11 protein-coding genes are annotated in these 12,134 nt (G+C 68.6%); 10 read left to right on the forward strand and 1 reads right to left on the reverse strand.

What is annotated here, in order from left to right; translation table 11 throughout:
- The first annotated feature begins 47 nt into the window (after nt 1-47).
- From ABAZ39_RS05960 to ABAZ39_RS05995, 8 genes are all read left to right on the forward strand, one after another.
- Entirely contained in the window at nt 48-440 is a 393-nt protein-coding gene (locus ABAZ39_RS05960; RefSeq protein ID WP_014240764.1) for a MerR family transcriptional regulator, read from the forward strand.
- Nucleotides 441-486: 46 nt separating this feature from the next.
- A complete protein-coding gene (locus ABAZ39_RS05965; protein WP_038527662.1) occupies nt 487-999 on the forward strand; it encodes a thioesterase family protein in 513 nt (170 codons plus the stop codon).
- Between the two features lie 89 nt (nt 1,000-1,088).
- A complete protein-coding gene (locus ABAZ39_RS05970; RefSeq protein ID WP_038527664.1) occupies nt 1,089-1,961 on the forward strand; it encodes a VOC family protein in 873 nt (290 codons plus the stop codon).
- Nucleotides 1,962-2,090: 129 nt separating this feature from the next.
- On the forward strand, nt 2,091-3,335 hold the full coding sequence (locus ABAZ39_RS05975) for an MFS transporter (protein WP_081862897.1): 1,245 nt from the start codon (nt 2,091-2,093) through the stop codon (nt 3,333-3,335).
- A gap of 101 nt (nt 3,336-3,436) precedes the next feature.
- Nucleotides 3,437-4,000 carry a 1,2-dihydroxy-3-keto-5-methylthiopentene dioxygenase gene (locus ABAZ39_RS05980; protein WP_038527666.1) on the forward strand — a complete coding sequence of 188 codons (564 nt, stop codon included), beginning with the start codon at nt 3,437-3,439 and terminating at the stop codon, nt 3,998-4,000.
- 132 nt (nt 4,001-4,132) lie between these two features.
- Nucleotides 4,133-4,957 (forward strand): hemerythrin domain-containing protein, encoded by an 825-nt coding sequence (locus ABAZ39_RS05985; protein ID WP_038527668.1) that lies wholly within the window; start codon nt 4,133-4,135, stop codon nt 4,955-4,957.
- Nucleotides 4,958-5,386: 429 nt separating this feature from the next.
- Nucleotides 5,387-6,661, forward strand: a complete 1,275-nt coding sequence (locus ABAZ39_RS05990) for a type III PLP-dependent enzyme (protein ID WP_038527670.1) — start codon at nt 5,387-5,389, stop codon at nt 6,659-6,661.
- A gap of 140 nt (nt 6,662-6,801) precedes the next feature.
- Nucleotides 6,802-8,220, forward strand: coding sequence for a homospermidine synthase (locus ABAZ39_RS05995; RefSeq protein WP_038527672.1), 1,419 nt, complete (start codon nt 6,802-6,804; stop codon nt 8,218-8,220).
- A gap of 57 nt (nt 8,221-8,277) precedes the next feature.
- Here ABAZ39_RS05995 and cbiB read toward each other — a convergent pair whose 3' ends face one another.
- Entirely contained in the window at nt 8,278-9,240 is a 963-nt protein-coding gene (cbiB, locus tag ABAZ39_RS06000) for an adenosylcobinamide-phosphate synthase CbiB (protein WP_038527674.1), read from the reverse strand.
- 34 nt (nt 9,241-9,274) lie between these two features.
- Here cbiB and cobD point away from each other — a divergent pair, with 34 nt between their 5' ends.
- A complete protein-coding gene (gene cobD, locus ABAZ39_RS06005; RefSeq protein WP_038527676.1) occupies nt 9,275-10,342 on the forward strand; it encodes a threonine-phosphate decarboxylase CobD in 1,068 nt (355 codons plus the stop codon).
- Between the two features lie 155 nt (nt 10,343-10,497).
- Entirely contained in the window at nt 10,498-12,099 is a 1,602-nt protein-coding gene (locus ABAZ39_RS06010) for a sensor domain-containing diguanylate cyclase (RefSeq protein ID WP_247881635.1), read from the forward strand.
- Nucleotides 12,100-12,134: the final 35 nt, after the last annotated feature.

Below are 12,134 nucleotides of genomic sequence, written 5' to 3' on the forward strand. Positions count from 1 at the left end.
CCCCCACGCCGCCGCGGCGCGACGTGACGGAAGGCGTGCCCCCCACCATGGAACAGCTCTACACGGTCAATCAGTTGGCGGAAGAACTGGGCATCACGCCGCGCGCCCTCCGCTTCTACGAAGTGAAGGGGCTGCTCTCGCCCAACCGACTGGGCAACAACCGAGTCTACACCAAGCGCGACCGCGCCCGGCTGAAGCTGATCCTGCGGGGCAAGCGGCTGGGCTTCTCGCTGGCGGAGATTCGCGAGTATCTCGACCTCTACAACGTCGATGGCGGGGTGGAGCAATTGAAGGTCCTGCAGAAGCGCATCGACGCGCGGCTGAAGGACCTGGAGCAGCAGCGCCAGGACCTGGAGGCGACCGTGGGCGAACTGCGGGAGATCGGGGCCCAGGTGCAGGCCGCGCTGGACGAGCGCGGATTGGCGTCCAAGAGCGCCTGAGCCGGTGCGGTCCCATCCGCCCGGCCGGGCCGGAGGGGATAGGGTTATGAATTTGCTGTTCCGCCTGATCGCCGTCATCGTGGCCGCTCTGACCGGTCGGCCGGTGGGGTTCCTGGAAGTGGCGCGGCTGCGCTTCCGGGTGTGGCCGACCGACCTCGACCTCAACATGCACATGACCAACGCCCGCTATTTCAGCGTCATGGACCTGGGGCGCGTCGATCTGATGCTGCGCTCCGGCATGGGGCGGTCGATCATGCGTCACCGCTGGCAACCGGTGATCGGCGCCGCCAACCTGCGCTTCCGCCGCCCGCTGGCGCCTTTCCAGCGCTTCGAGCTGGCGACCCGCGTGCTGTGCTGGGACGACAAGTATTTCTTCATCGAGCACCGGGTGGAGACCGCCACGGGCACGGCGGCGCTGGCCGTGGTGCAGGGCGCCTTCGTGGCGCGCGGTGCCGTGGTCGCCCCGGCGGAGATTCTGGCGATCCATGGCGAGCATGGGGAATCGCCGCCCATGCCGGACGTCGTCGCCGCATGGCGCGAGCGACCGCTGGCGCCCTGACCCTTGCGCCCTGACTATTGCATCGCGCCGCCCCCTTGCACTATGGCTGGCCGGACGCGAAAAGCCGGCAAAGCGGAGGGCCAAGGGTCATGGGCGCACACGGAATCAACGGCATCGACCATCTCGTCATCGTCGTCCGCGATCTGGAGAAGGCGCAGGACGCCTATCGCCGCATGGGCTTCACCATCTCGCCGAAGGGCCGGCATGGCGAACTGAAGTCGGCCAACCACACCATGATGTTCGGGGCGGGCGACTATCTGGAGCTGCTCGCCATCGAACAGCCGCATCCCTTCACCGCCTTTTTCAGCGACGTTCTGAAAACCCGCGAGGGCATCGCCGCGGCGGCGCTGAAGACCGACGACGCGCGGGCGGCGCAACGCCTCCTGGTCGAGGCCGGCTATCCGGCGGGCGAGCCGGTGGAGTTCGGCCGCCCCGTTGAGCTTCCGGGCGGCGCGCAGCAGGCGCGCTTCACGACGACCCCGATCGACGGTGTGCCGGAGTGGGGCGGGCGGGTCTTCCTGTGCCAGCACCACACCCCCGAGGTGGTCTGGCGTCCGGAGTTGATCCAGCACGACAACACGGTGACCGGCCTCGCCGCCCTGGTCGTCGCCGCCGACGATACCGACGCCACCGCCTCCTCCTACGCCCGGCTTTTCGGCACGGCGGTGGAGGTGCGGGGGCCGGCGCGCGTCGTGCCGACCGGCAGCGCCCCCATCGTTGTGGCCGATCCCGCCGCGCTGCATTGGGGCTGGACCGGCGACCCGGCGCTGGCGGTTCCGCGCCCCTTCCTGGCCGGCATGGTGCTGACGGTGGCCGATCTGGAGCGCGCCCAGCAGGCGCTTCAGAAGAGCAAGTTCCCGACCGTCGTCGGCAACGGCGTGTTGCGCGTGTCGTCCGCCAGCGCCTGCGGCGCCATGCTGGCCTTCGCCAAGGAGTTCGACCTCGGCGCGCTGATCCCGTAAACCCGCCGGCCGGTTGTCATAACGGAATCATATTGCTGCACTGCGTCCGATCCGTTGGACAGGCCGCCGTTGCGGGCGCACATTCCCCTCTTGCGTGCATGTTGCGGCGCATCATGGGGACGGACCGACGTGGCGGACGGCGATTTCGGCAGGGTTCGGATCGAACCGGCGGGGCAGGGGGCGACTGAACCGGGGGCGGAGTATCTCGTCGCCGGCACGCCGGCCTACAAGCGGGCGAGCCGCATCCTCTTCGTGGCCGGCTTCTCCACCTTCGCCGCGCTCTACTGCGTGCAGCCGCTGATGCCGGAATTCACGCGGGAGTTCGGCGTCACCCCGGCGCAGTCGAGCCTCGCCCTGTCGGTGTCCACCGGCGTTCTGGCCTTCGCGCTGCTGGTCGCCGGGGCGGTGTCGGACCGGTTCGGGCGCAAGGCGATCATGGCGCTTTCCCTGCTCGCCTCCGGCACGCTGGGCATCAGCGGCGCGATGGCGCCGGACTGGGCGTCGCTGCTGCTGGTGCGGGCGCTGGAAGGAATGGCGCTCAGCGGTCTTCCCGCCGTCGCCATGGCCTACGTGTCGGAGGAGGTGGACCCGCGCTCCGCCGGGGTCGCCATGGGCCTGTACATCGGCGGAACGGCGCTTGGCGGCATGTCGGGGCGGGCGCTGACGGCGCTGGTGGCCGATGTCGCGTCCTGGCGCATGGCGATGGGGGTGATCGGCACGCTGGGAATCGCCGCCGCACTGGCGGTGTGGTTTGCGCTTCCCGCATCGCGCCATTTCCAGCGGCGGCCGGCGGGCGTGCGGGAATTGGCCGAGGCGTGGCGTGGACACCTGATGGACCGCGGGCTGCTCGCCCTGTTCGCCATGGGGTTCCTGTCCATGGGGGCCTTTGTCACCGTCTTCAACTACATCGGCTTCCGCCTGCTGGCGCCGCCCTTCGACCTGCGCCCGGCGGCGGTCGGCGCCGTTTTCACGGTCTATCTCTGCGGTGTCGTCAGCTCGCCGCTGTTCGGCGGGCTGGCGGTGCGGCTGGGGCGGGGCAGGGTGCTGGCCGTCGCCGCGGCGATGATGGCGGCCGGTCTGGCGCTGATGACGCCCGACAGTCTGTGGACGATGGTTCCGGGCATCGCCCTGTTCACCTTCGCCTTCTTCGGGGTCCACACCATCGCCTCCGGCTGGATCGGGCAGCGGGCGCCGGTCAACCGCGGGCAGGCGTCGGCGATCTATCTGTTCTGCTATTACATGGGCTCTACCATCGCCGGGACGCTGGGCGGCGTCTTCTGGTACGCCTTCGGCTGGGCCGGAGTCGGCGGATTCGTCGGGCTTCTGCTCGCGGTTGGGCTGATCGTGTCGCTGGGGCTGGCAATCCGCCGCTGATTCGTTCGTTGCGCGCATACTGAGGTATGAATTCAACCGTTTCGGTTGCGCCGGGCGCCGCTTCGTCTCATTCTGAGTGCACCTGCACAACGAGGCGCACCATGGCCCGTTTGTCCGTCTACAGCGACACCGATCCCACCGTTGCGGAACTCTCATCCGCCGACCCGGCGCTGGTCACCGCCCATCTGGCGCTGGCCGGCGTGCTGTTCGAGCGCTGGCCAGCGCCTCAGGCCATTCCAGACGCCGCCGACGCCCATGCGGTGCTGGAAGCCTACGCCGGGCCGGTGACGGCCCTGAAGGAGGCGCGCGGCTTCCAGTCCGCCGACGTGGTGCGGATGCCGCGTGGTCAGCCGGATGCCGCGGTCCGCCGCGCCGCCTTCCTTGCGGAGCACACCCACGACGAGGACGAGGCCCGGTTCTTCGTGCAGGGAAGCGGCGCCTTCTATCTGCATGTGGACGGAAAAGTGTTCCGCCTCGTGTGCGGGGCGGGTGACCTGTTGAGCATCCCGGCGCGGACGAAGCATTGGTTCGACATGGGACCGGACCCGGAATTCACCGCCATCCGCTTCTTCACGCGCCCGGATGGCTGGGTGGCGTCCTTCACCGGTGACGTGATCGCCGACCGCTTTCCGAAGTTCGAGTCGGAAACCGGTAACGTTTCATGACCCGCCCAACATGACCCGGCTGCCGCCGTTACCTTTCGCCGCAGCCGATTGCGGGCGAAAAGCGGCGCTGTTACAAGCCCTTCGGTATCGGCGCCGATCCAAGGGCGGCGCGCCACCCGCTTCGGAGGCTCCATGACCACGGATGGCCACTCCATCCCGTGTACGGGCAACGGCTTCATCGACGCGGCCCATACGTCGCTGATGGACCATGTCGAGGCCATCCGCTGCGCCTGCGTCGACGGCGCTTCCCGTGACTCCATGGTTCCTCGATTCAGCCGGTTCGCGGACGAAATGCGCATGCATTTCGACCATGAGGAAGTCATCATCCGTGCCGCCGGCTTCACCCGGTGGGAGGAGCACGCCGGCCACCACGCGATGCTGGACCAGCAATTCGGCCGGCTGATCGACTATGTCCGCGACTGCGAGGTCACCTCGGATTTCCTGTGCACGGTGGCGGGCACGCTGGATGCCGCTCTGTGCGGACATGAGATCCTGCACGACGGCGATTACACCGCGCTGGTGCGCGACGCCTCCAGGACGCCGGAAGGGCGGACCCTGATCGCCTGGAACAGCGCCTTCGACGTCGGAGTGGGGCCGCTCGACGCGCAGCACCGCCAGCTCGCCGACCTCATGAACGAACTGGACCTGATGAGCCGCCAAGGGGCGCCGATTCACGAATCCCTGGACCTTCTGGGAATGCTGCACGACCATGTGCACGCCCATTTCGCCATGGAGGAAGGGGTGCTGCGCCGTGTGGCGCCGGGCCGTTTCGTGGCTCACCGCAACCACCACCGGTTGCTGGAGGGGCAGTTCGCCCGCATCCGCCAGCAAGTGGAGAGCGGCCGGCTCGACACCGGCGTCGCGGTGCGGGGATTCCTGCGCTTCTGGCTGATGGACCATGTGCTCGGCTCCGACCGTCCGGCCTTCGCCGAGACGGCGGACGCGGCGCCCCGCTGACCGCCACCATCGCGATCCCGGGCCGATCCCGGACCGATCCCGACCTGTCATCAAAAAATCACTTGAATCGCCGGGGAAAAAGCGTAATTCATCGGAGACGACGCACTCGCACGTGCCAATGGCCCTCTGTGGTTATGCAACGACGTACCGCGTCCTTTTTGGCAGAACCGGTCATCAGTGGGCCGGTCCCGAGAGGGAGGTAGGCATGTTGGCTCTCCACGGCAGGGCTCTCAGACGGTAGCCCATAGCCGGACATCGACGCTTTGAACCTGCGGAGCTGTTAGCCCGCTCGTGAGCGTTTGACCCGGCTTTTCTCCGTCGCCTTTCACCACAACCCGAATTCCGATCCGCGGCTTTGACGGCCGTGTCGGATTCCCGTCTGTTCGCTGGACCGCCCCGCGCCGGGTGGCCCAGGGTAAGGAGTGCGCCATGGGCTTCATCCGTTCCCGTTCCGCCGTCGCCCCGCTGCGCCGCGGCGTTTCCATCTCCGCCCCGTCCTTCGGCGCTTCGCCGGTGTCGGACCGCCGCACCTCCGTCCATCAGGCGGTGGCGATGGCCCGTCCCGAGGAGCCGATGCACTGCATCCGTCCGGGCGTCCTGGCCGACACCGCGTCCAGCTTCGTGGCCGCCTTCGACGCCGCCGTGTCCGGCGACGTGCTCTACGCCGTGAAGTGCAACCCGGAGCCGGCGGTGCTGCGCGCCCTGTGGGCCGGCGGCGTGCGCCACTTCGACGTGGCTTCGCCCGGTGAAATCCGTCTGATCCGCCAGATGTTTCCGGACGCGGTGCTGCATTACATGCATCCGGTGAAGGGGCGCGAGGCGATCCGCACCGCCTACCAGCAGTACGGCGTGCGCGACTTCGTGCTCGACAGCATGGAGGAGCTTCAGAAGATTCTGGAGGAGACGGGCGACGCCCAGGACCTCGGCCTCGTCGTGCGTCTGGCCCTGCCGAAGGGCAACGCGGTCTACGACCTGTCCGGCAAGTTCGGCGCCCCGGCGACGGAGGCGGTCGAACTGCTCCAGGCCGTGCGCATGGTGGCCCCGAAGGTCGGCATGTCCTTCCATGTCGGCTCGCAGATGCTCGACCCGTCCGCCTACGAGCGGGCGCTGGAACTGGCCGGCCGCATCATCGCGGAGTCGGGCGTGGTCATCGACGTTCTGGATGTCGGCGGCGGCTTCCCCGTCTCCTATCCGGGCGTCACCCCGCCGCCGCTCGGCGACTTCATGGAGGCCATCGCCCGCGGCGTGGCGAAGCTCGACCTGCCGGCGCATTGCCGCGTCTGGTGCGAGCCGGGCCGCGCGCTGGTCGCGCCGGGCGTGTCGCTGGTCGTGCAGGTGGTGAAGCGCCGCGGCAACGAGCTGTTCATCAACGACGGCGTCTACGGCGCGCTGTCGGACGCCGGTGTCCCCGGCTTCCGCTTCCCGGCCCGCATGATCCGTCCCTTCGCGCCGATGGGCGACGAGCCGGTGGAGGCCTTCGCCTTCTACGGCCCGACCTGCGACAGCGCGGACCGCATGAACGGCCCGTTCCACCTGCCGGCGGACATCCGCGCCGGCGACTGGATCGAGCTGGGCCAGCTGGGGGCCTACGGCTCCTGCCTGCGCACCGCCTTCAACGGGTTCGACCAGGCCCGCGTGGTCGAGGTTTCGGACGCGCCGCTGCTGGAAACGCCCGGCTACGTCCTCAAGAGCTGCGTGGCATAAGTCCCGCATCGCGGGAAAGCTGTGGATATCCCTAAAAAATCACCGTAAACCATCGTTGGTCCGCCACCCTCCGCCTTTGCAAGAGGCGCGAGGGTGACGGGCTGTATTTCTGTCACGCCAACCACGGGGGACCGTCTTAGATGACCCTGGACACCAAGCACATCACCTTCACCGGCCGCATGGTCATTGTCGGCTTCGGATCGATTGGCCAGGGAGTGTTGCCCCTGATTTTGCGCCACATCGGAATCACGAAGGACCAGATCACCATCGTCACCGCCGAGGAGCGCGGTCATGCCGAGGCGGATGAGCTTGGCGTCAAATTCATCAACCTGCCGCTGACGAGGGAGAACTACGCCCAGGTGCTGGAGCCCATGCTGGGCAAGGGCGACTTCCTGGTCAACCTGTCGGTGGACGTGTCGTCCGTCGCCCTGTTCGAGTTCTGCCACAAGGTCGGCGCGCTCTACATCGACACCTGCGTCGAGCCGTGGGCCGGCGGTTACACCGATCCGTCCCTGTCGCCGTCGCTGCGCTCCAACTACGCCCTGCGCGAGACGGCACTGTCGCACCGCGCCACCTACGAGGGCGGGCCGACCGCCGTCCTGACTCACGGCGCCAACCCCGGCCTCGTCTCGCATTTCGTGAAGCAGGCGCTGCTCAACGTCGCGGCCGACACTGGCGAATCGACGGAGGTCCCGAAGGACCGCGCCGGCTGGGGCGCTCTGGCCGCCAAGCTGGGCGTCAAGGTGATCCACATCGCCGAGCGCGACACCCAGGTGTCCAACGAGCCGAAGAGGGTGGGCGAGTTCGTCAACACCTGGTCGATCGACGGCTTCGTCGGCGAGGGCTGCCAGCCCACCGAACTCGGCTGGGGCAGCCACGAGAAGCATTTCCCGGCCGATGGCCGCCGCCATGAGTTCGGCTGCGACGCCGCCATCTACCTGATGCGGCCCGGCGCCTCCACCCGCGTGCGCACTTGGACTCCGCTGGAGGGGCCGTTCCACGGCTTCCTCATCACCCACAGCGAGGCGATTTCCATCGCCGACTACTACACCCAGCGCGACGGCAACCACGTCACCTACCGCCCGACCGTGCATTATGCCTATCACCCCTGCGACGACGCGGTGAAGTCGGTGCACGAGCTGGCCGGCAAGAACTGGTACATGCAGCCGAGCCAGCGCCTGATGATGCACGAGATCGTCAGCGGCACCGACGAGCTGGGCGTGCTGCTGATGGGCCACAAGAAGGGCATCTACTGGTTCGGTTCCCGCTTGGGCATCGACGAGGCGCGCGCCCTGGTGCCCTACAACAACGCGACCTCGCTGCAGGTCACGGTGGCGGTTTTGGCCGGCATCATCTGGGCGCTGGAGAATCCGAACCGCGGCATCGTCGAGCCGGACGAGATCGACTTCCAGCGCATCCTGGAAATCGCCAAGCCCTATCTTGGCGAGCTGGTCGGCGCCTACGGTGACTGGACTCCGCTGCAGGACCGCGAGCGTCTGTTCCCCGAGGACATCGACCACGACGATCCCTGGCAGTTCAAGAACTTCCGGGTTGTCTGAAGCCGGGTTGTCTGATTGGGAAAGGGGCTCTTTGGAGGCCCTTTTCCTTTGGCGCGGTCAGAGGGTCAGCGCCAGCAGCAGCGCGCCGGCCACCAGGGCGATGCAGGCGCGCCGGTAGAGGTGAAGGGCGCGGGTGATGTCCTGCGCGGTGGCGGCGGTGCGGCCCGGCCCCATCCAGGCGTCCTCGACCCGAACCTCGCCATAGACCCGCGGCCCGCCGAGCCGGAGGTCGAGCGCCCCGGCCATCGCCGCCTCCGGCCAGCCGGCGTTGGGCGAGCGGTGGCGGTGGGCGTCGCGCCGCACCGACCGCCAGGATTCGGCGGCGTCGGCCCCTTCGGTGAAGCGGGCGGCCACCCAGATCAGCAGCGCCGACAGGCGGGAGCCGGGCAGGTTGACCAGATCGTCCAGCCGCGCCGCAGCCCAGCCGAACGCCTCGTGCCGGGGCGTGCGGTGGCCGATCATGCTGTCTGCGGTGTTGATCGCCTTGTAGAGCGCGATCCCCGGCAGCCCGCCGACCAGCAGCCAGAAGGCCGGGGCGACGACCCCGTCCGAGAAATTCTCCGACAGGCTTTCGATGGCGGCGCGGCTCACCCCATGCTCGTCCAGGCTCGCCGGGTTGCGGCCGACGATGCGCGACACCGCCTCGCGCGCCGCCTCCAGCCCGCCGTCGCGAAAGGCGGCGGCGACCGCCGCGACATGGTCGTGCAGGCTGCGCTGCGCCAGCAGGGTGGAGGCCAGCGCCGCTTCGAGGAGGCCGCCGAGCGGCAGGTGCCGGCAGAGCCCGGCGACTGCGGACGCCGCTCCGCCCACCACCAGCAGCAGGACGAGCAGGGCCAGCACCCCCGCCGCCTTTCGGACGGCGAAGGAATCGCGCCCGCGGTTGAGCGCGCGGTCAAGCTGGGCGATAAGCGCCCCGATCCACACCACCGGGTGGCGGATTTGGGCGTAGAGTGCGTCCGGATAGCCGGCGGCGGCCTCGATGAGGAGAGCGGCGGCGAGCACGGACGGATGAAGCTCCACGGGATCGAATCCTCTGGGGAAGGGAAGGGGCGGGATGATGGCGGAATCGGCGGCGGGGTCCAAGAGGATCGTCCATGAGGAGATCGTCCATGAGAGGGGCGTTCAGGGCGAGATCATCCATGGCGGCGACCTCGACGCGGCGCGGGCGGCCTTTCCGGGGGCGCCGGAGCCCTGGGTGGACCTGTCCACCGGCATCAACCCCTGGCCTTACCCGCTGCCGCCCATCCCGATCGATGCCTGGGCGCGCCTGCCGGGCCGCGCGGCCGAAACGGCCCTGCGCGAGGCTGCGGCGGCCTGCTACGGCGCGCCGTCACCGGACCGCGTCGCCGCCGCGGGCGGTTCCCAGGCGCTGATCCAGATTCTGCCGCGGCTGCGCTGTCCGGGGACGGTCGCCGTGCTCGGGCCGACCTACGCCGAACACGCCGCGGGCTGGGCCAAGGCCGGCCATCGCGTGACCGAGGTGGAATCGCTGGAGGGATGCGACGCCGACGTGGTCGTGGCCGTGAACCCGAACAACCCGGACGGCCGCATCGTCCCGCCCGAAACCCTGCTGGCCCTGGCGGAGCGGCAGGCGGCGCGGGGCGGCTGGCTGGTGGTGGACGAGGCCTTCGCCGAGGTCACCCCGGAGTGCAGCGTGGCGTCGGAGGCCGGGCGCGCCGGTCTGGTCATCCTGCGCTCCTTCGGGAAGTTCTTCGGGCTGGCCGGAGTCCGGCTCGGCTTCCTGCTCGGCGAGCCGGCGCTGGTCCGGGATCTGCGCGCCGCCGTGGGGCCGTGGGCGGTGTCGGGCCCAGCGCTGGCCGTCGCGACCGCGGCGCTGTCGGATTCGGCGTGGATCACCGCCACCCGGCGGCGTCTGACCGAGGCCGCGGCCCGCTTCGACGGGCGTCTGGCGGTGGCCGGGCTCCGCGTCGCTGGAGGGACGTCGCTCTTTCGTCTGATAGACGACCCCCAGGCCGCCGGGCTTTACGACGCGTTGGGCCGGGCCGGGGTGCTGGTCCGCCGGTTCGACTATCGGCAGGATTGGTTGAGGGTGGGGTTGCCGGTGGACCGGACGGTGGAAGACCGTGTGATGGTTGCGTGTGAAACATTCAGAAATCGATAGATTTTGCGCTTAAAATAGGCGATCACCACCATAGCGCGACAAGATGGCACACAGGGGCAAAAAGGCGCATCGGCTAACGTACTCGCGGTTTGCCCTATCGTGGCGCAAGAATCTTCCATGACGCTGTGGGGGCCATGCTGGATTCGGTTGGTTCAATGAGTCCTTCTGGGGATGCGGAGGAAACCCGGGCTGCGCTGTGGCGTGCGTTCGACACGCTGCCGTCGGGGGTCTGCGTCACCACGGACACGGGGACCATCCTGTATGCCAACCCGGCCCTGCACGGCCTGCTGCGTTATGCCCAAGGCGGTCTGACCGGTCTCGATCTCGCGGCGCTGGAGCCGGAGGACGCTTTTCTCCCGTCCCTGCCGGACGCGTCGGGAGAACGGCCATTGCGGTGCCTGGATGGCGGAACCGTTTGGGTGTCCGAGTCGATCGGCCCCCTCACCGGGCTGGCGGGAGAGCGGCAGTCGCTGCGAGTCTACACCGACGTCAGCCACCATCGGCAGGCGCAGGCCGCGTTGCGCGACCAGCTTCTGATGAAGGAGGTGCTGTTCGAGACGCTGCCGGTTCCCGTCTTCGTGAAGAACGCGGCGGGCGAATACACCGATTGCAACGACGCTTTTGAGCGCTACACCGGTCTGGAGCGCCGCAGCATCGTCGCCAAGACCGCCTTCGCCGTGATGGACCCGCGCATCGCCAAGGCGCACGCCGACCAGGATCGCGAGCTGACCGTCCACTGGGGGCAGCGCAGCTACGAGGAGGCGGTTCCCTTCGTCGGCGGCACCACCCGCCTGTCCAGCCTGACCAAGGCGGTGTTCTGCGACAGCGCGGGGAATCTGGGCGGCATCGTCGGCGTGATCCATGACCTGACCGAGGGGTTGCCCAGCGAGGAGCGGCTCCAGGCCATTCTGGAGCAGAGTCCGATCGGCGTGTCTGTGTCGCGCCGCGACGACGGCAGGATCATCTTCGTCAACACCCGCTTCGCCGAGTTGATCGGGCTGAAGCGCGAGGATCTGATTGGCCGCCAAGCCCGCGACTATTACCTGGACCGGCACCAGCGCGAGCGGGTGATTGATCGCCTGCGCTCCTTCGGGTCGGTGACCAACATGGAGGTGCAGTTCCGCCGGGCCGACGGGTCGTCCTTCTGGACGCTGTTCACCGTCAATCAGGCGGTGATCCAGGGCGTTCAGGTGAATCTGGCGTGGATTTACGACTACACCGACCGCCGGAACATGGAGGAGGCGCTGCGGGACATGGCGTCCCGCGATCCGCTGACGGGAATCTACAACCGGCGTTCCTTCATGGAACTGGCGCGCTCGCAACTGGCCCGCGCCCACCGCTTCAACGAGCCGATGTCGGTCTTCGTGCTGGACGTCGACCATTTCAAGCGCATCAACGACAGCTACGGCCACGCCACCGGCGACGACGCCCTGCGGATGGTGGCCGGCGGTTGTCAGGCCATCCTGCGGGAATACGACATTCTCGGACGTCTGGGTGGCGAGGAGTTCGTGGTGGTCCTGCCCGGCGCCACCGCGGAGGAATCCCGCGTGGTGGCGGAACGGGTGCGCCGCCACCTGTCCCGCATGGCGATTCCGGGACCCGAGGGCCGTTTCCACCTGACCAGCAGCATCGGCATTTCCGCGATCGAGGGTGCTTACGACACGCTGGAGAAGGCGATCCACCGGGCCGACCTCGCCCTCTACCGCGCCAAGCGCGAGGGACGCAACCGGGTCGCCGTTTACGAACCGGGTATGTGATCCGCCATCCTGGAGGGAAAATTCCCACCACTCCG

It is taken from the genome of Azospirillum argentinense, assembly GCF_000632475.1.
GTDB lineage: Bacteria > Pseudomonadota > Alphaproteobacteria > Azospirillales > Azospirillaceae > Azospirillum > Azospirillum baldaniorum.

Coding starts and splice junctions, on each gene's coding strand:
- ABAZ39_RS05960 (WP_014240764.1), top strand. CDS start 48: ATGGAACAGCTCTACACGGTCAATCAGTTGGCGGAAGAACTGGGCATC.
- ABAZ39_RS05965 (WP_038527662.1), top strand. CDS start 487: ATGAATTTGCTGTTCCGCCTGATCGCCGTCATCGTGGCCGCTCTGACC.
- ABAZ39_RS05970 (WP_038527664.1), top strand. CDS start 1,089: ATGGGCGCACACGGAATCAACGGCATCGACCATCTCGTCATCGTCGTC.
- ABAZ39_RS05980 (WP_038527666.1), top strand. CDS start 3,437: ATGGCCCGTTTGTCCGTCTACAGCGACACCGATCCCACCGTTGCGGAA.
- ABAZ39_RS05985 (WP_038527668.1), top strand. CDS start 4,133: ATGACCACGGATGGCCACTCCATCCCGTGTACGGGCAACGGCTTCATC.
- ABAZ39_RS05990 (WP_038527670.1), top strand. CDS start 5,387: ATGGGCTTCATCCGTTCCCGTTCCGCCGTCGCCCCGCTGCGCCGCGGC.
- ABAZ39_RS05995 (WP_038527672.1), top strand. CDS start 6,802: ATGACCCTGGACACCAAGCACATCACCTTCACCGGCCGCATGGTCATT.
- cobD (WP_038527676.1), top strand. CDS start 9,275: ATGATGGCGGAATCGGCGGCGGGGTCCAAGAGGATCGTCCATGAGGAG.
- ABAZ39_RS06010 (WP_247881635.1), top strand. CDS start 10,498: ATGAGTCCTTCTGGGGATGCGGAGGAAACCCGGGCTGCGCTGTGGCGT.